20 protein-coding genes and 2 tRNA genes are annotated in these 25,378 nt (G+C 65.4%); 15 read left to right on the top strand and 7 right to left on the bottom strand.

The window, feature by feature from the left end:
• Positions 1-53 precede the first annotated feature (53 nt).
• Positions 54-1,736, top strand: a complete 1,683-nt coding sequence (ettA, locus tag Q8Z05_RS20235; protein WP_305941317.1) for an energy-dependent translational throttle protein EttA — start codon at positions 54-56, stop codon at positions 1,734-1,736.
• 72 nt (positions 1,737-1,808) lie between these two features.
• Here the strand turns inward: ettA and Q8Z05_RS20230 are convergent, their stop codons facing one another.
• The gene (locus tag Q8Z05_RS20230; RefSeq protein ID WP_305941316.1) at positions 1,809-2,789 is read right to left on the bottom strand and encodes an acyl-CoA thioesterase; all 981 of its coding nucleotides are present in this window, start codon (positions 2,787-2,789) and stop codon (positions 1,809-1,811) included.
• 63 nt (positions 2,790-2,852) lie between these two features.
• Here Q8Z05_RS20230 and Q8Z05_RS20225 point away from each other — a divergent pair, with 63 nt between their 5' ends.
• Positions 2,853-3,512 carry a hypothetical protein gene (locus Q8Z05_RS20225; protein WP_305941315.1) on the top strand — a complete coding sequence of 220 codons (660 nt, stop codon included), beginning with the start codon at positions 2,853-2,855 and terminating at the stop codon, positions 3,510-3,512.
• Positions 3,513-3,551: 39 nt separating this feature from the next.
• Positions 3,552-4,259 carry a Pr6Pr family membrane protein gene (locus Q8Z05_RS20220; protein WP_305941314.1) on the top strand — a complete coding sequence of 236 codons (708 nt, stop codon included), beginning with the start codon at positions 3,552-3,554 and terminating at the stop codon, positions 4,257-4,259.
• Between the two features lie 25 nt (positions 4,260-4,284).
• Here Q8Z05_RS20220 and Q8Z05_RS20215 read toward each other — a convergent pair whose 3' ends face one another.
• Together Q8Z05_RS20215 and Q8Z05_RS20210 are read right to left on the bottom strand one after the other, a co-directional pair.
• The gene (locus Q8Z05_RS20215) at positions 4,285-4,743 is read right to left on the bottom strand and encodes a globin (protein ID WP_305941313.1); all 459 of its coding nucleotides are present in this window, start codon (positions 4,741-4,743) and stop codon (positions 4,285-4,287) included.
• 4 nt (positions 4,744-4,747) lie between these two features.
• Positions 4,748-5,413, bottom strand: coding sequence for a mechanosensitive ion channel family protein (locus Q8Z05_RS20210; RefSeq protein ID WP_305941312.1), 666 nt, complete (start codon positions 5,411-5,413; stop codon positions 4,748-4,750).
• 114 nt (positions 5,414-5,527) lie between these two features.
• On the opposite strand from Q8Z05_RS20210, the gene Q8Z05_RS20205 reads away from it, so the two are divergent.
• On the top strand, positions 5,528-6,535 hold the full coding sequence (locus Q8Z05_RS20205; protein WP_305941311.1) for an NAD-dependent epimerase/dehydratase family protein: 1,008 nt from the start codon (positions 5,528-5,530) through the stop codon (positions 6,533-6,535).
• Here Q8Z05_RS20205 and Q8Z05_RS20200 read toward each other — a convergent pair.
• Together Q8Z05_RS20200 and pepN are read right to left on the bottom strand one after the other, a co-directional pair.
• Entirely contained in the window at positions 6,532-7,011 is a 480-nt protein-coding gene (locus Q8Z05_RS20200; protein WP_305941310.1) for an OsmC family protein, read from the bottom strand. The two genes, Q8Z05_RS20205 and Q8Z05_RS20200, sit on opposite strands and share 4 nt — an antisense overlap.
• A gap of 10 nt (positions 7,012-7,021) precedes the next feature.
• Positions 7,022-9,574 (bottom strand): aminopeptidase N, encoded by a 2,553-nt coding sequence (gene pepN, locus Q8Z05_RS20195; protein WP_305941309.1) that lies wholly within the window; start codon positions 9,572-9,574, stop codon positions 7,022-7,024.
• Positions 9,575-9,719: 145 nt separating this feature from the next.
• Here pepN and Q8Z05_RS20190 point away from each other — a divergent pair, with 145 nt between their 5' ends.
• The 3 genes from Q8Z05_RS20190 to Q8Z05_RS20180 all read left to right on the top strand — a co-directional run bounded on the left by Q8Z05_RS20190 (position 9,720) and on the right by Q8Z05_RS20180 (position 12,261).
• Complete coding sequence (locus tag Q8Z05_RS20190) at positions 9,720-10,721, top strand: hypothetical protein (RefSeq protein ID WP_305941308.1); 1,002 nt, start codon at positions 9,720-9,722, stop codon at positions 10,719-10,721.
• A 113-nt stretch (positions 10,722-10,834) separates the two neighbouring features.
• The gene (locus Q8Z05_RS20185; RefSeq protein WP_305941307.1) at positions 10,835-11,329 is read left to right on the top strand and encodes a ribose-5-phosphate isomerase; all 495 of its coding nucleotides are present in this window, start codon (positions 10,835-10,837) and stop codon (positions 11,327-11,329) included.
• Positions 11,329-12,261: an Fpg/Nei family DNA glycosylase gene (locus Q8Z05_RS20180; RefSeq protein ID WP_305941306.1), complete on the top strand. Its 933-nt coding sequence runs from the start codon at positions 11,329-11,331 to the stop codon at positions 12,259-12,261. Before Q8Z05_RS20185 ends, Q8Z05_RS20180 begins: the two co-directional genes overlap by 1 nt.
• A 58-nt stretch (positions 12,262-12,319) precedes the next feature.
• On the opposite strand, the gene Q8Z05_RS20175 is transcribed toward Q8Z05_RS20180, so the two are convergent.
• A tRNA-Gly gene (locus Q8Z05_RS20175) sits at positions 12,320-12,393 on the bottom strand.
• A gap of 130 nt (positions 12,394-12,523) precedes the next feature.
• Between Q8Z05_RS20175 and Q8Z05_RS20170 the strand changes: the two genes are divergently transcribed.
• The 6 genes from Q8Z05_RS20170 (at position 12,524) to Q8Z05_RS20145 (ending at position 17,825) form a co-directional block, all read left to right on the top strand.
• Positions 12,524-12,598 (top strand) — tRNA-Pro (locus Q8Z05_RS20170).
• A gap of 66 nt (positions 12,599-12,664) precedes the next feature.
• The gene (gene tig, locus Q8Z05_RS20165; protein ID WP_305941305.1) at positions 12,665-14,077 is read left to right on the top strand and encodes a trigger factor; all 1,413 of its coding nucleotides are present in this window, start codon (positions 12,665-12,667) and stop codon (positions 14,075-14,077) included.
• A gap of 270 nt (positions 14,078-14,347) precedes the next feature.
• Positions 14,348-14,959, top strand: a complete 612-nt coding sequence (locus tag Q8Z05_RS20160; protein ID WP_011692247.1) for an ATP-dependent Clp protease proteolytic subunit — start codon at positions 14,348-14,350, stop codon at positions 14,957-14,959.
• Between the two features lie 36 nt (positions 14,960-14,995).
• Positions 14,996-15,655, top strand: a complete 660-nt coding sequence (locus Q8Z05_RS20155; RefSeq protein WP_305941304.1) for an ATP-dependent Clp protease proteolytic subunit — start codon at positions 14,996-14,998, stop codon at positions 15,653-15,655.
• Positions 15,656-15,852: 197 nt separating this feature from the next.
• On the top strand, positions 15,853-17,142 hold the full coding sequence (clpX, locus tag Q8Z05_RS20150) for an ATP-dependent Clp protease ATP-binding subunit ClpX (RefSeq protein ID WP_305941303.1): 1,290 nt from the start codon (positions 15,853-15,855) through the stop codon (positions 17,140-17,142).
• A 68-nt stretch (positions 17,143-17,210) separates the two neighbouring features.
• Positions 17,211-17,825: a mycothiol-dependent nitroreductase Rv2466c family protein gene (locus Q8Z05_RS20145; RefSeq protein WP_305941302.1), complete on the top strand. Its 615-nt coding sequence runs from the start codon at positions 17,211-17,213 to the stop codon at positions 17,823-17,825.
• A 357-nt stretch (positions 17,826-18,182) separates the two neighbouring features.
• On the opposite strand, the gene valS is transcribed toward Q8Z05_RS20145, so the two are convergent.
• A complete protein-coding gene (gene valS, locus Q8Z05_RS20140) occupies positions 18,183-20,804 on the bottom strand; it encodes a valine--tRNA ligase (RefSeq protein ID WP_305941301.1) in 2,622 nt (873 codons plus the stop codon).
• A 105-nt stretch (positions 20,805-20,909) separates the two neighbouring features.
• Here valS and Q8Z05_RS20135 point away from each other — a divergent pair, with 105 nt between their 5' ends.
• Positions 20,910-21,671 carry an SDR family oxidoreductase gene (locus Q8Z05_RS20135; protein WP_305941300.1) on the top strand — a complete coding sequence of 254 codons (762 nt, stop codon included), beginning with the start codon at positions 20,910-20,912 and terminating at the stop codon, positions 21,669-21,671.
• A 335-nt stretch (positions 21,672-22,006) separates the two neighbouring features.
• The gene (gene ileS, locus Q8Z05_RS20130; protein ID WP_305941299.1) at positions 22,007-25,378 is read left to right on the top strand and encodes an isoleucine--tRNA ligase; all 3,372 of its coding nucleotides are present in this window, start codon (positions 22,007-22,009) and stop codon (positions 25,376-25,378) included.

Here is a 25,378-nt window from a genome sequence, read left to right as displayed (position 1 = left end):
CAATGCCGGCCGCGAATGTGAGTTAAGCCCGCCGACCCACTAGATTTGGAACCATGGCGGAATTTATCTACACAATGACCAAGGCCCGTAAGGCTGTTGGCGAAAAACTTATTCTCGACGACGTAAGCATGTCCTTCTTTCCGGGGGCCAAGATTGGTGTTGTTGGCCCCAACGGTGCCGGTAAGTCCACCATCCTCAAGATCATGGCCGGCCTGGACACTCCCTCCAACGGTGAAGCGCGGCTCAGCCCGGGCTACACGGTAGGCATCCTTCTCCAGGAGCCGCCGCTGAACGAGGAGAAGACGGTCCTGGGCAACGTCCAGGAGGGCGTCGGCGAGATCTACGGGAAGATCCAGCGCTTCAACGAGATCTCCGAGGAAATGGCCAGCCCTGATGCTGACTACGACACCCTGCTGGAGGAAATGGGCCACCTCCAGGAAGCCATCGACGCCGCCGACGCCTGGGACCTCGACTCCCAGCTCGAGCAGGCCATGGATGCCCTTCGCTGCCCGCCTGCCGATGCCGACGTGACCCTCCTTTCCGGTGGTGAGCGCCGCCGTGTCGCGTTGTGCAAGCTGCTGCTGCAGAAGCCGGACCTGCTGCTCCTCGACGAGCCCACCAACCACCTCGATGCCGAGAGCGTTCTCTGGCTGGAACAGCACCTCTCCAGCTACGCGGGTGCGGTCCTGGCCGTCACCCACGACCGGTACTTCCTGGACCACGTGGCCGAATGGATCGCGGAAGTGGACCGCGGCCACCTCTACCCGTACGAGGGCAACTACTCCACGTACCTGGAAAAGAAGCGCGCCCGCCTTGAAATCCAGGGCAAGAAGGACGCCAAGCAGGCCAAGCGACTCACTGAAGAACTCGAGTGGGTCCGCTCCAACGCCAAGGGCCGCCAGACAAAGTCCAAGGCCCGCCTTGCGCGCTACGAGGAAATGGCTGCAGAGGCGGACCGCACCCGGAAGCTCGACTTCGAAGAGATCCAGATTCCTCCGGGACCCCGGCTCGGCGGCCTGGTGCTCGAAGCCAAGAACCTGCAGAAGGGCTTCGAGGACCGCACCCTCATCGACGGCCTCTCCTTCACGCTTCCCCGCAACGGCATCGTCGGCGTCATCGGCCCCAACGGCGTTGGCAAGACCACGCTCTTCAAGACGATCGTGGGCCTGGAACCCCTTGACGGCGGCGACCTGAAGATCGGTGACTCCGTCAAGATCTCCTACGCTGACCAGAGCCGCGGGGGGATCGATCCCAACAAGTCCCTCTGGGAGGTTGTCTCGGACGGCCTCGACTACATCCAGGTCGGCCACGTTGAAATGCCGTCACGTGCCTACGTCGCGGCGTTCGGATTCAAAGGCCCGGACCAGCAGAAGAAGGCAGGTGTGCTCTCCGGTGGTGAGCGCAACCGCCTGAACCTGGCGCTGACCCTCAAGCAGGGCGGCAACCTGCTGCTCCTTGACGAACCCACCAACGACCTGGACGTCGAGACGCTCAGCAGCCTCGAAAACGCACTGCTGGAATTCCCCGGCTGCGCCGTCGTGGTGTCGCACGACCGCTGGTTCCTGGACCGAGTGGCCACGCACATCCTGGCCTATGAAGGCGACGAGGAAAACCCGTCCAAGTGGTACTGGTTCGAGGGCAACTTCGAGTCGTATGAGGAAAACAAGGTGGAGCGCCTCGGCCCCGATGCGGCCAAGCCGCACCGCGTCACGCACCGCCGCCTGACCCGCGACTAGGCCCACAGCCGTCCGGGGTACGCAGAAGGCCGGTTCCCTTGGGGAACCGGCCTTCTGCGTACGCTGCCCGGTTTAGTCCTTCCCGGCTTTGCGCATCTGGTGCTGGAGGACTTTCGTCTGGAAGGCTCCAACCACTTTGTTCTTGAGGTCGGTCGGCACCCGGACCATGCCCTCCTGGGCCACTGTCGCCACATGCTGCCCGTCCCGGCTGAAAATCTTGCCAGTGGCCAGGCCGCGGGCCCCCTGGGCGCTCGGGGATTCCTGCACATACAACAGCCATTCATCGACGCGCACGGGCCGGTGCCACCACATGGCGTGGTCAAGGCTTGCGACGCTCATGCCGGGCGTGATCCAGCTGAGTCCGTGTTTCCGGAGGATGGACTCCAGCAGCGTGTAGTCGCTGGCGTAGGCGAGGGCCGCCCGGTGCGTGTTGGCGTCGTCGGGCATCGGCCCGAAGGTCTTCATCCAGACGGCATTCCGGGCTTCCCTCTCACCGTTGGCCGAAACGTACAGCGGCGGATCCACGTGCCGGATATCGAAGGGACGCTCGTACGCCCAGTGCCGGGCCACGGGGTGGTCGAACTTGCCCAGGAGGTCCGCCGTGCTGGGCAGCGAATCGGGATCGGGTATGCCCTCGGGCATGGTGGACTGGTGGTCGATTCCCTCGTCCTCCTCCTGGAAGGAGGCAATCATGGACAGGATAGGCATTCCGTCCTGGTACGCGTGGACCCTGCGGGCCGAGAATGACCGTCCATCCCGCAGCCGCTGGACGCCGAACGTGATGGGCTTGTTGGCGTCACCCGGCCGCAGGAAATATCCATGCATGGAATGCACGCTGCGCGCCGCATCGACCGTCCGGTTTGCGGCGATGAGCGATTGCGCCAGGACCTGGCCGCCAAAGACCCGCTGCCGGGGCTGCCGCTGGGACGGTCCCATGAAGATGTCCTCATCGGTCCTGGCACCCTCAAGCTCGCCGAGGTCCAAAAGTTCAATGAGCGAGGAGGTGGGGTCCTGGATCGGTGGCCCCTGCAGTCCGGCGTCGGCTTCAGTCATGGTTCGACTTTAGACGTCACTCCGGCGCCGTCCCAAAGAGGCGCAGCCGGTAGAGTCGATATTGTGTCTGACGTCCTAACCCAGCCCCTGCAGTTCACCGATCCCCGCGACCTTGCCGATCTGCGCACCTTTGCCACCCGCGCCAGGTCGATCGACGACGGCGCCATCCGCCTCCAGGCCTCCGGCCCGGTGCTTGCCGCGTACGTGTGCGTGCTGCGGCCCAGGCTGCTGGGCGAGGCGACGCCGACCATCCTCGGGCTGCGGACCATGGCCCTAGCACAGCCCGCGGACACCGACGTCACCGTCCCGATTTCGGCGGTGCTGGACCGGCTTGCCCGGGCAGGGGAGAACGACGTCGAACTGCCGCTGCCGCCAATGACCGTCACCGAATCGTGGGCCGGCGTCGGTGCGCCCCGCACCGGCTGGGAGCCCGTCGCCGCCCTGCCCGACAGTGCGCTGCGCCAGGCCGCAGAAGCCGGCATCACGGAGATCGCCGCCATCATCCCGGACAAGCCCGGTGCGCTGATCGTCAACAACGCCCGGGCCACAGTCTGGGGCCGGGAACTCCCCGGCGCTTCGGGGCTCCCGCTGGGCGCTGCGTTCGCGGCCCTCACCCTGGGCTTCCTCGGCGACGGCGAACAGCAGCTCTACCGGGGGGGACGCTGGTTCCGGCTCAGCGGACCCCGCGGACATGTCCTGGCGCGCACGGGGTCGGGACTTTAGCTCCTAGCCGCCAGCCTGACGGCCTGACAGGCTGAGCGCATGAGCGATGTGGCTATTCTGGTTCCCCCGATTGAGCGCCACCCGGGCTTCAACGATGCGCTGCATCCCGACCGCGGCTGGGTCCGCCTGCTCCGCTTTGCGGTCGGCGTCTTCGTCCTGGTGGCCCTTGTGCAGAAGACGTACGACGCAACCCTTCCGGGCAGCGATGTGGACATCGGCCAGCTCTACTCGGAATTCACCGTCCAGTCGAACCTCGTCCTGGGGTTGGTCCTGGTCGTTTCCGCCGCCCGGACCCGGGCCCGGCTGCCGGAGTGGTGGGACCACCTGCTGGGCGCACTCACGTTCTATCTGGTGATGACAGGCATCATCTACGCAGTCCTCGTCGCGCCGCCGGACGAGCCGTGGTGGAGCTGGGACATGTACTGGCCCCAGCTGGGACACCACCGCCTGGCTCCGCTGTTCATCGCTCTCGACTGGCTTCTGGTCACGAAGACGGTCCACGGAAAGTGGTCGCGGCCGCTCGCCTGGCTCAGCTACCCGTCCGCCTTCCTCATCTACTCCTGGATTCGCGGCGGGATCGATGGCTGGTACGTCTACGACTTCCTTGATCCGACACTCGAGGGCGGCTGGCCGGCCGCGCTGATGACGACGGCGCAGGTCCTCGTGGCGTTTCTCCTGATCGCCCTGCTGGTGCACCTTGGCGGCAACGCGCGCGCCGCAGTCGCGACCCGGCGGAAGCGGCGCTGACTGCGCCTTGGACGCGCGGGCGTTCTCAGGCGTCCGAGGGGCTGTTCACCATGGACAGCGCAGCGCGCTCCATGTAGTCCCAGAGGGTGCCCTCGTAAAGCGGCGGCAGTTCCAGCGCGTCCACTGCCGTGCGCATGTGGTGCAGCCACCGGTCCTTCGCCTCGGGCGTGACGCGGAACGGCATGTGGCGCATGCGCAGGCGGGGATGTCCGCGCTCCTCCCCATAGGTCGTGGGTCCTCCCCAGTACTGCTCGAGGAACATCAGGAAACGCCGCTTGGCCGGTTCCAGGTCCTCTTCCGGATACATCGGCCGCAGCAGCGGGTCTGTGGCCACGCCGTCGTAAAAGACGTCGATGAGCTTCACGAAGGTCTCGTGCCCGCCCACGGCGTCATAGAAGTTGTCCGTGTACCCGGGCTGCGTGAAGGGATCGTTCTGCATCAGCTGCTGTGGCTGGCGGGGTTCGCCGGCGCTCGGAATCGTCATGGTTCTATTCTCCGGCCTTCTGCTGGGGTGCGGATTCGGGGTCGGACTCCTCGGCGGAGTCGTCCGCCGGTGCCACGTAGGTTCCCTGGGAGCGGTTGCCCACCCGGAGGATCTCACCGTTGCGCAGGTACCAGATGGCGCCGTCGTCCGAGCGGACCCGGGTGATGCGGAGCCCCATGGACTCCACCGTGCCCACCACTTCGCTGGTCTCAATGACATCGCCGATGCCGTACTGGTCCTCGATCGTGATGAAGATGCCGGCCAGGAAGTCGCGGATGAGCTGCTGCGCGCCGAAGCCGATGGCGACACCCAGGATGCCCACGCTGGTCAGGAGCGGCGCGATATCCACGTCCAGGTTCTTGAGCACGTACATGATGGTGATCACCGCGATGAGCACACCTGCCACGCTGTTCAGCAGCGATCCGATGGTCTTGGCCCGCTGGACCCTGCGTTCGTGGTCCAGGGCGCGCAGGGCAGGGGCCACCCAGCGGAAGTGCGGTTTCTTGAAGAACGTGGTGCCGGCGGCAACGCTTTTCGTGATTCCGGCAATCACGAAGGAAGCGACCAGCCAGATCGTGACGCCAACTCCGATGCTGATCACGATTCCGGCGGCGTTGATGCCGGAGATGTCCGGTGCGGCGGGCGTGGTGATCGACAACATGCTGTACATCGGCAGGGATGCTCCTTATTGCTTATCGGCTTCCGCCGGAGCTGCCGGGCGTTCTCGTTCGCCGGGCGCATAACACTCTGTTCACCTTCAACACTAGCGCCGTAGCGTGGCTGCATGCGCATCCTGGTTCTTGGCGGCACCGCCTTCCTGTCAGCAGAAATTGCCCGGCAGGCAGCCGCCGCCGGCCACGACGTGACGTGCCTTGCCCGCGGGTCGGCGGCCCCTCCGCCGGAGGGAACCACCTGGTTGCGGGCGGACCGCAGCGCCGGGCGCCGGGCCTATGGCGACGCGGAACGAGAGTGGGACGCAGTCGTTGATGTGGCCCGTGACCCGGAGCAGGCCAGGGACGCGCTCGAGGCGCTGGCGCCCCTGGCAGCGCACTGGACCGTGGTGTCCAGCTGCTCGGTGTACGCCGACCATTCGGTGCCCGGAGCGGACGAGGGCGCAGCTTTGTTACGTCCGCTCGCACCGGGCACTGCCTTCACACCGGAGAACTACGGCGAGGCGAAATCGGCAATCGAACAGTACGCCACCTCCATTGCCGGCGGAAAGGCCCACCTCTGCCGGGCCGGCCTGATCGGCGGTCCCGGCGACGGGTCCGACCGCTACGGCTACTGGCCGGCCCGGTTCTCCCGCGACGCGGAGCCCGTCATTGTTCCGGACACCGGCCCGGGTGCCACCCAGGTCATCGACGTCCGCGACCTCGCCGCATGGGTGCTCACAGCCGCCGGACGGGGAATTACCGGTGCCCTGAACGCGGTGGGAAGCGTTGTCGGGTTCGATGACTACCTGGGGCAAGCACAGTGGCAAGGCAAGTACGCCGGCCGGGCGCTGGTGGTCCCGGAAGCCTGGCTGGTGGCACGGGGGATCGGCTACTGGGCGGGCCCGGATTCACTGCCCCTCTGCCTCCCGCCAGGACATGACGGGTTTGCCGCGCGCTCCAATGACGCCGCCCTGGCGGCCGGGCTCAGGCTGCGCCCGTGGCAGGACACGCTCCGGGACACGCTCGACGACGAACGCTGCCGCGGCCTCGACAGGGACCGGAAGGCCGGACTCAGTGCCGAAACCGAGCGGCGGCTCGTGGGTGAATTCCTGCGCGAACAAGGCCCGGCCCGTAGCTAGGCGTCCTGCACCCGGACAGCGGGTTCGTGCAGCACGGGAAAGTTCACGCTCCGGGCAATGAAGCAGACCTTGTTCGCCTCCTCGTGCAGCTGCTCCATGAGGGCGGCGTCCACGGCGGCGGCAACGGTCACCTCGGGCCGCAGCGTGGCGGATTCGAACTGGCCGCTGCCGTCGCGGTTGGTCCGCATCAGCGCTTCCGCGCGGTCCTCGTAGGCCGTCACCACCACGCCGTGCTTCACCGCCACGTGCAGGAAGGAGAGCATGTGGCACTGGGACAGGGCGGTCAGCAGCAGCTGTTCGGGGTTGTACCGCGTCTTGTCCCCGTGGAACGTCGGATCCGCGGAACCTTTGAGGACGGAAAGCCCGGGGATTTCGATGTCGTGATCCCGGGAGTACCCCCGGTACGTGGACGTTCCGTCTCCCCGGTTCCCGGTCCAGCGGACGGTCACGGCGTAGCGGTGCTCATCGAGGCTCATCTCACCGGCCCTACCCGATGTCAGCCTGGCGGGCGCGCAGTGCGCGCGCCACGCCGTCGCGGTTTTCCAGCATCATGCGCCGCAGGGCGGCACTGTCGCCAGGCAGCGTCGCCAGGAATTCGTCCGTCCGGTCCACGGTGGCCTGCGTGGTCTGCTGTGCCGGGTACAGCCCGACGACGATCTGCTGGGCGAGGGCGTGGGTGCGGTTGGCGACGATGCCGGGAACGGCGTCGAAATACTTCTCCGTGTAGGGCGCCAGCAGCGCCGGGTCCAGCACCCGGGTGAAACCTGCCACTGCGGACGCCTGGAGGGCGTTGGAGAGCTCGCCCTTCACCACGATGGACTCCCAGGCCGCAGCCTTGGCCTCCGCCGTGGGGATGGCTGCCTTGGCAAGGGCGGCGGCGTTCTGGCCGTTGGCGGTGTTGTCCCGCTTGAGTTCGGCGTCGATCTGCTCCTGGCCGGACCGGCCGCCGGCCACCAGCGACGCGAGCAGTTCCCACCTGAGGTCCTGGTCCACGGTGAGGCCGGCCAGGGACTCCGAACCGTCGAGCAGGGCTGAGACCTTATCCAGCTGGCCTTCGCTGCGGGCCAGCAGGGCAAAGGACTTCACGAACTGCAGCTGGGAGTCCGATCCCGCCGGAACCGCGCCGGCGAGGTCCCACAGCGTGTCCGCCGCGGCCACTGACGCCTCTTCGCGGTGCTCTTCGGCGACGTAAAAGCTGAGCGTTGTGGCCAGCTGCCGGAGCTGGACCAGGATCACCGATGAATCGGATTCGGAGGCGATGTTGGCAAGGATCAGTTGAACGTACCCGCGGGCCGGTGTTTCGCCGTCGCGAGCCGCGTCCCAGGCCGAGCCCCAGACGAGCGTCCGCGGCAGGCTCTCGCGGAAGTCCTTCAGGTGCGCCTTGGCGGTGGCCAGCGACTTCGGATCGAGCCGGACCTTGGCGTAGGCGAGATCGTCATCATTGAGCAGGATCAGGTCGGGCTGCTGCAGGCCGGCCAGGGCAGGCACGTCGGTGCGCTCGCCGTCGACGTCCAGTTCCTCGCGGTGCACACGGACAAGCTGCCCGTCGGTGACGTTGTAGAAGCCGACGGCGAGGCGGTGCGGCCGGATGGTGGGCTGCTCGGCAACCGCGGACTGCACGATGGCGAAGGACGTGATGGTACCGGCGGAATCCACGGCCACGTCCGGTGTCAGGGTGTTGACCCCGGCCGTTTCCAGCCACAGCCGCCCCCACTGGTCCAGGTCACGGCCGCTGGCTTTTTCCAGCTCCACCATGAGGTCGCTGAGCTCGGTGTTCTGCCAGGCGTGCTTGCTGAAGTATTCGCGGACCCCGGACATGAACTGTTCCGGGCCCACCCAGGCAACGAGCTGGCGCAGCACCGAGGCGCCCTTGGCGTAGGTGATGCCGTCGAAGTTCACCTCAACGTCCTGCAGGTCGTTGATCTCGGCGAAGATCGGATGGGTTGTCGGCAGCTGGTCCTGGCGGTAGGCCCAGGACTTCTCCACCGAGGCGAAGGTGGTCCAGGCGTGGTCGAACTCGGTGTTCTCCACCGCGGCGAGGTGGGACATGTACTCGGCAAAGGATTCGTTGAGCCACAGGTCGTTCCACCAGCGCATCGTGACAAGGTCGCCGAACCACATGTGTGCGAGTTCGTGCAGCACGGTGATGGCACGGCGTTCGACCTGCGCTCCCGTGACTTTGCCGCGGAACACGTAGCCTTCCAGGATGGTGACGGCGCCCGCGTTTTCCATCGCGCCGGCATTGAACTCGGGGACGAAGAGCTGGTCGTACTTCTCGAATGGATAGGGGCAGCCGAACTGCGCCTCAAAGAACTCGAATCCCTGCCGGGTAAGTTCGAAGATGTTGTCCGCGTCAAGGTACTGCATGAGGGATTTGCGCGCGAACACGCCCAGCGGAACGACCCGGCCGTCGGCGCACTTCACTTCGCTGCGCACCGACTGGTACGGGCCGGCGACCAGCGCCGTGACGTACGACGACAGCCTCGGGGTTGCTTCGAACTCCCAGACAGAACGGGCCCCGCCGTCCTCGCCGGGAATGGTTTCGATGGGAACGGGCGTGGGGGAGTTGGACACCAGGTCCCAGTGCGACGGCGCTGTCACGGTGAACGTGAAACTGGCCTTGAGGTCGGGCTGCTCGAACACTGCGAACATCCGGCGCGAATCGGGCACCTCGAACTGCGTATACAGGTAGACCTCGTTGTCCACCGGATCCACGAAACGGTGGAGTCCTTCACCGGTGTTCATGTACGGCGCATCCGCAACCACCAGCAGATCGTTTTCCGCAGCCAGGTACGGGAGCTGGATGCGGACACCGTCCGACACCTCCGCGGGGTCCAGTTCGGTGCCGTTGAGCATGATGCTGTGAACCTTGTGGGTGACCGCGTCGATGAAGGTGGAGGACCCGGGCCGCGCGCTGAACTTGACGGCAGTGGTGGACCCGAAGATATTTTCGCCCCGGGTCAGGTCCAGGCTGACGTCGTAGGACTCAACTGAGATGAGGTTGGCGCGCTCGCGGGCTTCTGCGCGCGTCAGGTTCATGCCTGGCAAGGTGTGGCCTCCAGAAAAGGTTGCGGATACCGGCCGGCAACGGTCATCACCGGCACTGTGAAGTCATTCTTTCACTCCAAGGGGCGATGGCAAGTTAGGTGCATCACGCAGCGCCGGTGCGGAGTAGCGTTGAGGTATGGGAAAGCTCAGGGATTCGGTGGACGTCAGGGCGCTGCGCTTCGCCGCGGTGTTCCCGGTGCTTCTGGCCTCCGCGTTTGTCGTCTGCGCATTCCTGCTGCGCGCCGACGTCCCGGACCCCATGGCGGTGCGCTGGTCCGACGCCGGTCCGGCCGGCTTCGCGCCGTTCTCCGCCTTCGTGGCGTTCGGCGGCCTGATCATCGTGTTGGTGGGCTGGCTCGTCCTGGGGCAGGCCGTTCCATTGGGCCGGCCCGCCGTCATGCGGCGTTTGATGATGGGCACGGGACTCAGCGTCAGCCTTTTTGTCACCACGGTGCTGGCCGCAGTGCTGGTGGGCCAGGCAGGAATCGCCGACGTCCGCGAAGCACGGGTCGACATGTCCGTTCTCGCCCTGGGGAGCGGGGCGGCCTTGCCCCTCGGCGTCATTATGTTCTTCGTTTTCAAAGCCGACGAGCGCTGGTCGGTGGATGATGAGCGTGCGTTGCAGGAGGCGCTGGACCGAGAACTGGACCCCGACCTTGCCGCGGATTCAGTGCGGCTGTGGGTCCATGCGCGCAGTTCGGTGTTTGTGATGCTGGGTATCGCCTCGCTCTTTCCTGCTGCGCTGATCGCCATTGCCGTCCCGTGGCTGGGCGCCCTCCTGGTGGTGCTTGCCGTACTGGCAGCGGCCTTCCTTTTCGCACGGATCATCGTTGACCGCAGCGGGTTGCGGGTTTTCGTCGCCGGATTTGTCCCCGTCATGGAAGTTCCGGCATCGGCGATTTCCTCGGCGGCGCCGGCGGATGTCCGCGCCGCAGACTACGGCGGCTGGGGCTACCGCCACCACGGCGGGACCACCGCCATGCTGGTCAGCAGCGGCCCCGCCGTCGTCGTCAACCGTGCAGACGGCCGGAAGGTGGCGGTCAGCGGCGGCAGCACCGCTTCCGCCGAAAAGGTGGCCGCCGTCCTGTCCCGGGTGGCAGCCCGGGCCCGCGGCGAGAAGCGCCCGCCCCTGCCGTGATGTCCGCGGAGTGTTCACGGCGGGCCGCCGGCGCCTGCACCCTAGTACGCTTGGATCCGACCCCCGAAGCAGCCCGGAAGCCTACCGGTGCTAATGACTGAACGGACACTGCCGTGACCACTTCTTCCGACTTTCCGCGCGTCCACATCGCCACCGACCACGCAGGCATGGAGCTCAGCGCCCACCTGGTAGCCCACCTCACGGCCAAGGGCTACACCGTAGTGGACCACGGACCCAAGGAATACGATGCGCTGGACGACTACCCGTCCTTCTGCATCAACGCCGCGCTCGCCGTCGTGGCGGACCAGGCTGCCGGCGTCCACGCCCTGGGCATCGTGCTCGGCGGTTCGGGGAACGGCGAGCAGATCGCCGCCAACAAGGTCAAGGGCGTCCGTGCCGCACTGGCCTGGAACCTGTCCACGGCAACACTGGCCCGCGAGCACAACGACGCCAACGTCGTCGCCGTCGGCGGCCGCCAGCACAGCGTGGACGAAGCAACGGAAATCATCGAGGCCTTCCTGCAGGAACCGTTCAGCAACGATGAACGCCACGTCCGCCGCATCGGCAAGATCGCGGCCTACGAAAACACCGGCGAGGTTATCGCCTAGTGCCTGAGGGGCATTCGGTCCACCGACTGGCCCGCCAGTTCGCGGACGTGTTCTCCGGCCGGCGCCTGGCCGTTTCCAGCCCGCAGGGCAGGTTTGCCGACGGAGCAGCACTGCTGGACGGGCGCACCCTCGTCGGCACGGTGGCCCACGGCAAGCACCTGTTCCTGCATTTCGACCACGGGCTTGTCCTGCACGTTCACCTTGGCCTCTACGGCGCCTGGGACTTCGGCGGAGACGCCACGTTCCGGGGCGCGTCCAGCATCGGCGCGCCCCGCAAAGTGGGGGAGCGGGAAGTGTTCGACGACGGCGTGACGGACGAGAGTGCCCTGGACGGCAGCCCCGGCGGTGTTGCCCCGTACGCGGGCCCGCCCGCGCCCGTCGGTGCCGTCCGCGTCCGGCTTGCCGGTGACCACGGCTGGGCGGACCTCAGGGGCGCCACGACGTGCCACGCCATCACGGAGGAGGAGGCCGACGCAGTCCTGGGCCGGCTGGGACCGGACCCGCTGCGGAACCTTCCCGGGGACAAGGAAGGCTTCGCCGCAGGAGTGCGCGCACGGAAGACGCCCCTCGCGTCCCTGCTGATGGACCAGAAGGTGATCGCCGGTGTCGGCAACGTCTACCGCGCCGAACTGCTCTTCCGCCAGGGAGTGGATCCCTGGCTGCCCGGCCGTGCGCTGGACGCCGACGCGGCCGGCGAACTCTGGGAGGACACAGTTGCCATGATGTCCGACGGCGTCCGTGACGGCAGGATCATTACGACACCTCCCGGTTACTGGACGGAGTCCGTCGCCGGACTTCCGGCGCCGGAGGAGTCGCACTTCGTCTACCGGCGGCAGGGCCTGGACTGCCGCGACTGCGGAACCCCGGTGGCGCTGACGGAGCTAGCGGCACGCAAGCTCTATTGGTGCCCGGGCTGCCAGCAAGGCGCCTAGAACAGCGAAAAGCCCCTCCGGAGAGGGGCTTTTCGTTTGTACTGCTTTTCGTTTGTCCTGGAGGGGACGACGGGAATCGAACCCGCGTAATCAGTTTGGAAGACTGAGGCTTTACCATTAAGCTACGTCCCCGTGGAGATGCAGTGTCGCTGCATTTCTTCCGGTCGGCTGCTCGAGCCGGATACAACTAAACCTAATTCAGTGCCCCGGTGTCAAATGTGCATATCCGGCCGTTATGACCGTAGACTGTTCTGTGCACTTACGGGGTGTAGCTCAGCTTGGCTAGAGCGCCTGCTTTGGGAGCAGGAAGTCGCAGGTTCAAATCCTGTCACCCCGACTCTGCAGCTTGTCAGATCATTGCGTTTGCAGAACCCCATCCCACAAAACCAGGAGTACTTAGACTGTGAAGAGCGCTGTCGAGAACCTCACCCCCACGCGGGTCAAGCTCAATGTTGAGGTCCCTTTTGAGGAATTGAAGCCCAGCATCGAAGAGGCATACAAGACTGTTGCTTCGCAGATCCAGGTCCCCGGTTTCCGCAAGGGCAAGGTCCCCGCGAAGCTGATCGACCAGCGCGTCGGCCGCGGCTACGTGCTGGAGACCGCCATCAACGAAGGCCTCAACGGCTGGTACCAGGAAGCCGTCCAGGAAACCGGCATCCGCCCGCTGAGCCGTCCCGAGGTTGAAATCACCGAGGTCCCGGATCCCACCGCGACCGACGGCGAACTCAAGTTCCACGCTGAAGTTGACATCCGCCCCGAGATCGAACTGCCGGACTACGCCGGCATCAAGGTCGAGGTTGCGGCTGCAGAGTCTTCCGAAGCAGACGTTGACAAGGCCCTCGACGAGCTCCGCGGCCGCTTCGGCACGCTGAAGTCCGTGGACCGCCCGGCCGCCGACTCTGACTTCCTGACCATCGACATCACCGCCTCGATCGACGGCGCTGAAGTTGACTCCGCTTCCGGCCTCTCCTACCAGGTCGGCGCCGGCACCATGCTGGAAGGCCTGGACGAAGCCGTCACCGGCCTCAGCGCCGATGAGGACGCCATCTTCGAGACCACCCTCGTTGGCGGCGACCACGCCGGCGAAGCGGCCCAAGTCAAGGTAGTGGTCAAGTCCGTCAAGGAGCGCGAGCTTCCTGAGGCCGACGACGACTTCGCCCAGCTGGCATCCGAATTCGACACGCTGGCCGAACTGCGCGAGGACCTCGCCAAGCAGGCTGCCGAATCGAAGGTCGTCGAGCAGGGCGTCGAGGCACGTGACAAGGTCCTGGACAAGCTTGTTGAGCTCGTTGAGGTTCCCGTCCCCGCGTCGGTCGTCGAAGAGCAGCTGGAGCAGCACTTCAAGGCCGAGAACTCCCACGGCGAGGGCGAGCACGACACCGAAGAACACCGCGCGGAGGTCAAGGCCAACACCGAGCGTGCCTTCCAGAACGAGATCATCCTCGACGCCATCGCTGACAAGGAAGAAGTCGGCGTCAGCCAGAACGAGCTGATCGACTACATCGTGACCACCGCCAGCCAGTACGGCATGGACCCGAACCAGTTCGCCCAGATCATCGACCAGTCCGGCCAGGTTCCCATGATGGTTTCCGAGGTCCGCCGCCGCAAGGCGCTGGCCGTAGTCCTGGGCCAGGCCGAGGTCACCGACTCTGAGGGCAACAAGGTTGACCTCAGCGACTTCGTGCGCCCCGGCGGCGAAGAAGCTGCAGCCGCTGAGGCTGAAGCAGCTCCGGCCGCTGACAGCGAAGCCGTTGAAGGTGAAGCCTCCGCTGAGGAAGCCACGCCGAATGATGACCCCGCAGCAGTGAAGTTCTAACCCACGCTGCACGGAAGCCCCCGGATCCCAGATCCGGGGGCTTCCCCCGTTTAAGTCCTGAATTGTTTAAGCCGGAATGGCGGCGGTGTACTGCTGTCCGGTGCCGTTGCGCCAATCGTGCGCCGTCAGCGAACAGCGCGATCCGTGAGAACAAAACGGCCGCGAAACCGGTTAGTGTCCAAGTAGTGATTTTCAGTGGCGTCGTCCCGTGACGCCACCGTCGCCAGCGAGAGGTAAGTACATATGTCACAGCAAGCAGGGGCCCCCCGGATGGCTACTGTCGATCCGGCAGCCCAGGACAACTACATCTACAACCGCCTGCTGAAAGAGCGAATCATCTGGCTCGGCTCCGAGGTCCGCGATGAAAACGCCAACGCGATCTGCTCGCAGTTGCTGCTGCTGTCGGCGGAAAACCCGGATAAGGACATCTACCTTTACATCAACTCGCCGGGCGGCTCCGTGACGGCCGGTATGGCCATCTACGACACCATGCAGTTCATCCCGAACGACGTCGTAACCGTCGCCACCGGCCTTGCCGCGTCGATGGGCCAGTTCCTGCTCTCTTCGGGCACCAAGGGCAAGCGCTACGCCACCCCGAATGCGCGCATCCTGATGCACCAGCCCTCCGGCGGCATCGGCGGCACGGCCTCGGACATCAAGATCCAGGCTGAACTCATCCTCCACATGAAGAAGGTCATGGCCGAACTGACCGCAGACCAGACCGGCCAGACCGTGGAGACCATCCTCAAGGACAATGACCGCGACAAGTGGTTTACGGCTCCTGAAGCCCTCGAGTACGGCTTCTTCGACAAGATTGCCGCGCACGCGGGATCTGTGGCCGGCGGCGGCGGAACGCAAAACGCCAGCGGCTCGGAAAAGTAACCGGCGAAGACAGAAATGATGCCAGGAGAAATGAACATGAACTACAATTTCGGATCGACTGCCGGGAACCTGCCCACCAGCCGCTATGTGCTGCCGCAGTTCGAGGAACGCACGCCCTACGGCTTCAAGCGTCAGGACCCGTACACGAAGCTCTTCGAGGACCGGATCATCTTCCTGGGTGTCCAGGTGGACGACGCTTCCGCTGACGACGTTATGGCCCAGTTGCTGGTGCTTGAGTCCACCGACCCGGACCGCGACATCACGCTGTACATCAACTCCCCGGGCGGTTCGTTTACCGCCATGACGGCCATCTACGACACCATGCAGTACATCCGTCCCGAGATCCAGACCGTCTGCCTGGGCCAGGCGGCCAGCGCCGCCGCCGTCCTGCTCGCAGCCGGCACACCGGGCAAGCGGCTGGCACTGCCCAACGCGCGCGTGCTGATCCACCAGCCGGCCCTGTCCGGCGGCCAGGGCGGCCAGGCTTCCGACCTGGAGATCCAGGCTGCTGAAGTCATGCGCATGCGTTCCTGGCTCGAAGACACGCTTGCCAAGCACTCGGGCCGCACGTCCGAGCAGGTCAACAACGACATCGAGCGTGACAAGATCCTGACCGCCGCTGAGGCACAGTCCTACGGACTCATCGACCAGGTCCTTGACTCCCGCAAGATCAAACCGCAGGCGATCGCCAGATAACTGGCACGACACGCGGAGCCGGTGCGGTTCATGAAAAATGGACCGCACCGGCTTTCGTTTTCAACGCGTAAGGTTCCACCCCTCAGGCCGAATGTGACCTAGAGTGGAACATGTCACGGCCGGACCTTCCGGACCCACCGTGATTCCAGCAACCGGTGCAGTGCTGCGGTAGCAGCAGGATACTAAGGGGTTCACATATGGCTCGGATTGGCGAGAGCACGGATCTGCTGAAGTGCTCTTTCTGCGGAAAGAGCCAGAAGCAGGTGCGCAAGCTCATTGCCGGGCCCGGCGTCTATATCTGCGACGAGTGCATTGAGCTCTGCAACGAGATCATTGAAGAGGAACTCGCGGAAGTAGCGGACCTCGGCAGCTTCGAACTGCCGAAGCCGCGTGAAATCTTCGATTTCCTGCAGGAATACGTGATCGGCCAGGAACCAGCCAAGCGCTCCCTCGCCGTGGCTGTGTACAACCATTACAAGCGGATCCAGGCAGGGCACGCCCCCAAGAGCGGCAGCCTCGCCGAAGGCGTTCACCACGACGACGTCGAGATCGCCAAGTCGAACATCCTCCTGATCGGCCCAACCGGCTGCGGCAAGACCTACCTGGCCCAGACCCTGGCGCGCCGCCTCAACGTTCCGTTCGCAGTAGCGGATGCCACGGCGCTGACCGAAGCCGGCTACGTGGGCGAGGACGTCGAGAACATTCTCCTGAAGCTCATCCAGGCCGCTGACTATGACGTCAAGAAGGCCGAACAAGGCATTATCTACATCGACGAGATCGACAAGATCTCCCGGAAGAGCGAGAACCCTTCCATCACCCGGGATGTCTCCGGCGAAGGTGTGCAGCAGGCGCTGCTGAAGATCCTGGAAGGCACGGTTGCCTCGGTTCCCCCGCAGGGCGGCCGGAAACACCCGCACCAGGAATTCATCCAGATCGACACCACCAACGTGCTCTTCATTGTTGCCGGGGCCTTCGCCGGCCTCGAAGAGATCATCGGCTCGCGGTCCGGACGCAAGGGCATCGGTTTCGGTGCTCCGCTGAACGAAGTCAAGAACAACTCCGACTCCTACGGTGAGGTCATGCCGGAGGACCTGCTGAAGTTCGGGCTGATCCCCGAATTCATCGGCCGGCTTCCCGTCATCACCACGGTCTCCAACCTGGACCGGGCAGCCCTGATCCAGATTCTGTCCACGCCGAAGAACGCCCTGGTGAAGCAGTACCAGAAGATGTTCCAGCTGGATGGCGTGGAGCTGCTGTTTGACGATGAAGCGCTGAACATGATCGCGGACCAGGCCCTGGAGCGGGGCACCGGTGCCCGCGGGCTCCGCGCCATCATGGAGGAAGTGCTTCTTCCCGTCATGTTCGACCTCCCGAGCCGAGATGACATCGCGAGCGTCGTGATCACGGCTGATGTGGTGGCGAAGAAGGCCCAGCCCACCATGATCGCCCACGACGTGGTGGCGAAGCGGCGGAATAAATCCGCTTAGTTCTTTGCTCTTGGTAGATGTGCGCCGTAGTGCGCCATGCCCTGACGCCTTTTCCGGAGGAGATTTCCGTGCCTGAAACCACTGCGAGCAAAGCCGACTTTTGGTTCGACCCCCTGTGCCCCTTCGCCTGGATCACGTCCCGCTGGGTGGGCGAAGTGGAGGAAGTCCGTGACATTGAAACCGAGTGGCACGTCATGAGCCTCTCCGTCCTGAACGAAGGCCGGGAACTCGATCCCGGCTACCGCGAAGCGATGGACAAGGGCTGGGGTCCTGTGCGCGTCATCATCGCCGCTCGCGAGCAGTATGGTGACCAGGTCATCAAGCCGCTCTATGACGCCATGGGAAGCCTGATCCACGACGCCGGCGAGCAGGATTTCGATGTCGTGATCAGCAAGGCCCTGGCCGAATGCGGCCTGCCGGCCGGGCTCGCGGCCGAGGCCTCCTCCGACGCTTTTGACGAGCAGCTGCGCGCCAGCCATGAAGAGGGCATCTCCCTCGTGGGGCAGGATGTGGGAACGCCGGTGGTGGCCTTCAACGGCACGGCGTTCTTCGGCCCGGTGCTCACGCGCATCCCCAGGGGCGAGGAAGCCGGCCGTCTTTGGGACGCCGCGGTGACCCTGGCCGCGTACCCGCACTTCTTCGAGATCAAGCGAAGCCGCACCGAGCGTCCCGAATTCAACTGACGTCCCGCCAACCATAATTACTGTCCTGTAATTCCCCCGGGACCCTTGCGGATGCCCGGGGGGAGGACAACAATAGTTCTTACCCACTTCGAAAGAAGAGGGACACGGAAACCAAAGATTCAGTGACACGCATCTGACGCAGCCTTCGGCAAAGTCAGAAGCTGGCTACCAGTGACGAGGTAGGAAGACCTGAAATTCCGAGGATTCCGCCAGATTGTCACAGACGTCACGAGACAATCGAAAAAGTCGAAGCCCCACCAACGGCAAAACGCTGATGGGGCTTCCCCTTTGCCCGAAAACAGAAGCCCCACCAGCGTTCCTCGCTGATGGGGCTTCCCTTTTGCCCGAAACTGCCGGCTAGGCGCCCGGGGCGTCCTCCGGCTGGGCCAGGACAACATCGCTGACCGTCAGTTCGCCTTCGCCCGCCACAAGCGTCAGCTCGCGCGCATTGGACGCGGCCTTAAGGTCGGCAAGGCCTGCCTTCAGCTGCGTGGTGATTGATTCCGTGGCGGTGATGGTGGCGGACAGCACTTCAGTGCGCTGCTTGACCTTCGCCTCGGACTTGGCCTTGCGGATGCCGCTTAGCGCCACTCCGACGGTCGCCAGCATGGTGGTGTCGCCGTCGGGGACCTCAAGGGCGGCCGGCCACTCGGCGCGGTGCACCGATCCGCTGCGCCACCAGCTCCAGACCTCTTCAGTGGCGAACGGCAGGAACGGCGCGAACAGCCGCAGCAACGTGTCCAGCGTGGTGGCCAGGGCGGCCAGCACGGACGCCTTTTCGGGCTCGCCGGCCGCACCGTAGGCGCGGTCCTTGATGAGTTCCACGTAGTCGTCGGTGAACTGCCAGAAGAAGCTTTCGCTGATCTGCAGCGCACGGGCGTAGTCGTAGTTTTCGAACGCCTTGGTGGCCTGGGCCACGACGTCCGACAGCTGAGCCAGCACGGCACGGTCCAGAGGGTTGGTGAGCACCGACAGGTCCGCGGAAACCACCGAGTTTTCCGTGGCGCCCAGGTTCAGGACGAACTTCGAGGCGTTGAGGAGCTTGATGGCCAGGCGACGGCCGATCTTCATCTGCGCGATCTCGTAGGCGGTGTCCGCGCCGAGCTTGGCCGAGGCCGCCCAGTAGCGGACCGCGTCGGAGCCGTACTCCTCGAGGACATCGGTGGGGACGATCACGTTGCCCTTGGACTTGGACATCTTCTTGCGGTCCGGATCGAGGATCCAGCCGGAGATGGCTGCGTGCTTCCAGGGTGCCGTGTCCTGCAGCGCGTCGGCACGCACGGCCGTGGAGAACAGCCACGTCCGGATGATGTCGTGGGCCTGCGGGCGAACATCGAACGGGTAGACCTTGGAGAACAGTGCCTCGTCCGTGCTCCAGCCGCCCACGATCTGCGGCGTCAGCGAGGAGGTGGCCCACGTGTCGAGGACGTCGGCATCACCGGTAAAGCCGCCCGGCACGTCGCGCTGGGCTTCCTCGTATCCGGGAGCGGCGTCGGCAGCCGGGTCGACGGGGAGCTGTTCGTCTGTCGGCAGGACCGGCGCGTCGTAGTCCGGGTTCCCGTCGGCGTCGAGCGGGTACCAGACCGGCACCGGCACGCCGAAGAAGCGCTGGCGGGACACCAGCCAGTCGCCGTTCAGCCCTGAGATCCAGTTTTCGTAGCGGGAGCGCATGAACGCCGGGTGGAATTCGATCTCGTTGCCGCGCCCGATCAGGCGTTCGCGGCGGTCCTCGTCACGGCCGCCGTTGCGGATGTACCACTGGCGCGACGTCACCACTTCGAGGGGCTTGTCGCCCTTCTCGAAGAAGTTGACCGGGTGCATGATCTTCTTGGGCTCACCGTCGAGGAGTTCAGCGGCCGTCAGCTGCTCGACGACAGCCTCCTTGGCGCTGAACACCGTCTTGCCGGCGATCGCGGCAAAGGCCGCGCGGCCTTCCTCGGTGGTTATCCAGTCCGGGGTCTCGCCGACGATGCGGCCGTCGCGGCCCACGATCGCGCGGGTGGGCAGCTGCAGCTCGCGCCACCAGGTCACGTCGGTGAGGTCGCCGAAGGTGCAGACCATGGCGATGCCGGAGCCCTTGTCCGCCTTGGCGAGGTGGTGCGCCTTCACCTCCACCTCGACGCCGAACAGGGGAGAGGTGACCTTCTTGCCGAACAGCGGCTGGTACCGTTCGTCGTCGGGGTTTGCCACCAGGGCGGCGCACGCGGCCAGCAGCTCAGGGCGCGTCGTCTCGATGTAGAGCTTCTCGCCGTCCTCGGTGAAGAACGGGTAACGGTAGTAGGCGCCGGCAACCTCGCGGTCCTCGAGCTCGGCCTGGGCCACCGCGGTGCGGAAAGTCACGTCCCACAACGTGGGGGCTTCTGCCATGTAGGCGTCGCCGGCGGCGAGGTTCGCCAGGAAGGCGCGCTGGGAGATGGCACGGGACTTGTCGTCGATGGTCCGGTAGGTCAGGTCCCAGTCGACGGACAGGCCGAGCGTCTGGAAGAGGTTCTCGAAGACCTTCTCATCCTCGACGGCGAGTTCCTCGCACAGCTCGATGAAGTTCCGGCGCGAGATGACATCAAAGTCGCGCTGGTTCTTGGCGGGCTCTGCCGGCGGCCGGTAGCCGGCGTCGTAATGGATGGCCGGATCGCAGCGCACACCGTAGTAGTTCTGGACGCGGCGTTCGGTGGGCAGGCCGTTGTCGTCCCAGCCCATCGGGTAGAAGACGTTCTTGCCGGTCATGCGCTGGTAGCGCGCCAGGACGTCGGTCTGGGTGTAGGAGAACATGTGTCCCACGTGCAGGGATCCCGACGCAGTGGGCGGGGGAGTGTCGATCGAGTAGACCTGCTCCCGTGTTGTGTCCGGGTTGAACTTGTAGGTCCCTTCGTCAAGCCAGCGCCGGGTGAGGGCGTCTTCCAGCCCCTCAAGGGCGGGCTTGTCCGGAACATTGATGGGGGCGGTGGTGGGCGTGTCTGTACCCTGCGTGTCTTCAGCCATGGAGCAATTGTTTCATGATCTCTTCCCCCGCCTGCGCGGCCGTCTGCCGTGGCATTCCGTTACGCCCGTATGCTGCCGGAGTTCCTCCGACGCTAGGGTGGTGCCATGACTGAGGAAAAGCGCACAAAGGCAGCCGTAGTAACGGGAGCAAGCACAGGCATCGGCGAAGCCACGGTCCGGGCGTTGAGGGCCGAAGGGTGGACTGTTTTCGCCGTCGCGCGCCGGGCGGACCGGCTTGCAACGCTCGCCGACGCCACCGGGGCCACGGCGATTGCGGCGGACATCGTCGACGACGAAGACGTGGAGAGGCTCCTGGCCGAGGTGACAAACGCCGGTGGAATTGACACCCTCATCAACATCGCCGGCGGTGCCCGGGGCGCCGACCGGATTGCGGAGGCCAAGACCGAGGACTGGGAGTGGATGTTCGACGTCAACGTCTTGGGCACGATGAAACTGACCCGCGCCTTCCTGCCGATGCTGCGCGCCTGCGGGGAGGGCACAGTCCTGAACCTGACCTCGACGGCGGGACTCGCCGCCTACGAGGGCGGTGCCGGCTACAATGCGGCCAAGTTCGCCCAGCACGCCCTGACCGGCGCTCTCCGGTTGGAAGAAGTGGAAAACAACCTCCGGGTCATTGAAGTTGCCCCCGGCCTGGTGCAGACGGAGGAGTTCGCCCTCAACAGGCTGGGTGACCAGGAGGCGGCGGGGAAGGTGTACCAAGGCGTGGAGAAACCCCTCACGGCGGGGGACGTGGCAGATGTGGTCCGTTACGCGGTGACGGCGCCGCACCACGTCAACCTGGACCAGATTGTGATCCGACCCGTGGCGCAGGCCGCCAACTACAAGCTGATCCGCAAGCAGGGCTGAGCCGGGCCGGGGCCGGGTCCAGGCATGGGCCGTTTTGCTGGAGAACACTGCAACTCTGGGTACAATCGAGTATCAGCTTTGACCCGGCCATCACCGGTGAGCTTCCGGAAGAACCTTCGGACTCCTGCCCCGCAGGAAACCGGAGCAGTAGAACCGGACGGGTAAGCCCGTCACAGCAGCAAATGAGCGGCCGACGCCGGTGCTCTCCCTGTCACGGGGTCCGGCGGCGGTAAGTGAGGTGGTACCGCGGTGCGGTGCTGTTGCAAAACAGCGCACGGGCCGTCCTCGCATCCTGAATGATCCACTTGTTCACTAGCTCAACCCAGGATGTCGAGATGACCTATTACCCCAAGGCCTCTGCCGCAGCGTCAGGCACCGGTTCCACCACCTCTCCTTCCAACACCACTGCTTCCAACACCTCCGCTGTATCGGCCTCCGTGAAGTTCCCGGAGATCGAAGAGCGCATCCTCAAGTACTGGGACCAGGACGGCACCTTCCAGGCGAGCATCGACCAGCGCAGCGCGGACGCGCCCGGCGGTGCGCCCGGCAGCAACGAGTTTGTCTTCTACGACGGCCCGCCCTTCGCCAACGGACTGCCGCACTACGGTCACCTCCTGACCGGCTACGCCAAGGACCTGGTGGGCCGCTACCAGACCCAGCGCGGCCGCCGCGTGGAGCGCCGCTTCGGCTGGGACACCCACGGCCTGCCCGCGGAGCTGGAAGCCATGAAGCAGCTGGGCATGACGGACAAGACCCAGATTGAAGCCATGGGCATCGACAAGTTCAACGACGCCTGCCGCGCCTCCGTCATGAAGTACGCCGACGAGTGGAAGAGCTACGTCACCCGCCAGGCCCGCTGGGTGGACTTCGACAACGACTACAAGACACTCAACGTCGAATACATGGAGTCCGTGCTCTGGGCCTTTAAGCAGCTGCACGAAAAGGGCCTGACCTACAACGGCTACCGCGTCCTGCCGTACTGCTGGAAGGACGAGACGCCGCTGTCCAACCATGAACTGCGCATGGACGACGACGTCTACAAAAACCGCCAGGACCAGACCGTCACCGTCACCTTCCCCATCACGGCCGGGGAGTCCGAGCTGTCCAAACAACTGGCCGGCGTGCAGGCCCTCGCCTGGACCACCACCCCCTGGACCCTGCCCACCAACCTGGCGCTCGCCGTCGGGCCTTCCATCACCTATGCTGTGCTGCCGGCCGGACCCAACGGCATCAAGGCCGCGTCCGCGGAGGCCCCGGTCGCGGGCAGCTTCCTGCTCGCGGCGGACCTGCTGGGCGCCTACGCCAAGGACCTGGGCTACGGTGACGGCACGGCCGGCGTCGAAGCCGCCGAGGCCGCGGTCACCGCCACCTACACCGGCGCCGAACTGGCCGGCCTGCAGTACCAGCCGCTCTGGAATGACTTCAGCGACGCCGAAAAGTACGGCACGGAGAACGCCTGGCGCTTCCTCGTAGCCGACTACGTCACCACCACCGACGGCACGGGCATTGTCCACCAGGCACCCGCCTACGGTGAAGATGACCAGAAAGTCTGTGAAGAGGCCGGCATCCCCGTGGTCCTGTCCGTGGACGAAGGCGCCAAGTTCCTGCCGCTGTTCTCGCACGGCGACCTGCACGACATCGTGGGCCTGCAGGTGTTCGAGGCCAACAAGCCCATCACGCAGGTGCTGCGCGCCCAGGGCCGCCTGGTCCGCCAGGCCAGCTACGAGCACAGCTACCCGCACTGCTGGCGCTGCCGCAACCCGCTGATCTACCGCGCCGTGTCCTCCTGGTACGTGGAAGTCACGAAGTTCAAGGACCGCATGTCCGAGCTGAATCAGGACATCAACTGGATCCCCGGCAACGTCAAGGACGGCCAGTTCGGCAAGTGGCTCGCCAACGCCCGCGACTGGTCCATCAGCCGCAACCGCTACTGGGGCAGCCCCATCCCGGTGTGGCAGTCCAGCGACCCCGAATACCCTCGCACCGACGTCTACGGCTCGCTTGCCGAGATCGAGGCCGACTTCGGCCGGCTCCCGCTGAACAAGGACGGCGAGGTTGACCTGCACCGGCCGTTCATCGACGAGCTGACCCGGCCCAACCCGGACGACCCCCGCACCCCTGAAGAGGGCCAGTCCGTGATGCGCCGCGTCGAGGACGTCCTGGATGTCTGGTTCGACTCCGGGTCCATGCCCTACGGCCAGGTCCACTACCCGTTCCAGAACGAGGAATGGTTCGACACGCACAACCCGGCGGACTTCATCGTCGAGTACATCGGCCAGACCCGCGGCTGGTTCTACATGCTGCACATCCTGTCCACGGCACTGTTTGACCGCCCGGCCTTCCGCAACGTCATCAGCCACGGCATCGTGCTCGGCTCGGACGGGCAGAAGATGTCCAAGAGCCTGCGCAACTACCCCGACGTCTCCGAGGTGCTGGACCGCGACGGCTCCGACGCCATGCGCTGGTTCCTGATGTCCAGCCCCATCCTGCGCGGCGGCAACCTCGTGGTCACCGAACAGGGAATCCGCGACGGCGTCCGCCAGGTCATCCTGCCCCTGTGGAACGTGTACAGCTTCTTCACCTTGTACACGAACGCGGCTGCCGGCGGTGCCGGCTATGACGCGAAGCTCCGCTACGACGGCTACGCCGACACCCTGGACCAGTACCTCATGGCCAACACCGGCGACCTGGTCCGCAACGTAACCGTCCAGCTGGACAGCTACGACATCTCCGGCGCCTGCGACGAACTGCGCAGCTACCTGGACATGCTCACCAACTGGTACGTCCGCCGCAGCCGCCAGCGCTTCTTCGACGAGAACGTGGACGCCTTCGACGCGCTCTACACTGCACTGGAAACCGTCTCCCGCGTGGCCGCGTCCCTGCTGCCGCTGGTCTCCGAGGAGATCTGGCGCGGCCTCACCGGCGGCCGCTCCGTGCACCTGGCTGACTGGCCGGACGCGGACCTGTTCCCGGCCAACCCTGCCCTGGTGGAAGCCATGGACCGTGTCCAGCAGATCTGCTCCACCGGATCCTCGCTGCGCAAGGCCGCGAACCTCCGCGTCCGGCTGCCGCTGCAGGAACTCACCGTCGTGGCACCCGGCGCGGATGCGCTGGGAGGGTTCGCCGCCGTCGTCGCCGATGAACTGAACATCCGTTCGGTCCGCCTGCTCGACGCCGAGAGCGCCTCCCCGGAGGAGTTCGGCATCGAGCAGAAGCTCGTGGTGAACGCCCGGGCCGCGGGCCCGCGCCTGGGGAAGAACGTCCAGCAGGCCATCAAGGGCTCCAAGTCCGGCGACTGGTCGGTTTCCGACGCCGGCGTGGTCACCGCGGGTGGGCTGGAGCTGGAACCGCAGGAATACACCCTGGAAACCGTCGTGGCCGAAGCCGCGGAGGGCGTCGGCTCACGCGCGGCTGCCGTGCTGCCCGGCGGCGGCTTCGTGGTGCTCAACACCGAAGTCACGCCGGAGCTCGAGGCTGAAGGCATTGCGCGCGACATGGTCCGCGCCATCCAGCAGGCCCGCAAGGATGCCGGACTAAACGTGAGTGACCGGATCCGGACAAGCGTGACAGCCCCGATGGATGTTGTGGACGCGGTGAAGGCACACGAAAACCTTGTGGTCACCGAAACCCTGACCCTGGAGCTTGGCCTGTACTCCGATGGAGACGGCACCGAGCTGCAGGTCGCCGTCGAGAAGATTGAGGCCTAG

The sequence above is a fragment of the Arthrobacter oryzae genome (genome assembly GCF_030718995.1).
Lineage (GTDB): Bacteria > Actinomycetota > Actinomycetes > Actinomycetales > Micrococcaceae > Arthrobacter > Arthrobacter oryzae_C.
Note: the sequence above shows the minus strand (reverse complement) of the source record. Positions and strands in the feature narration are given on the sequence as shown.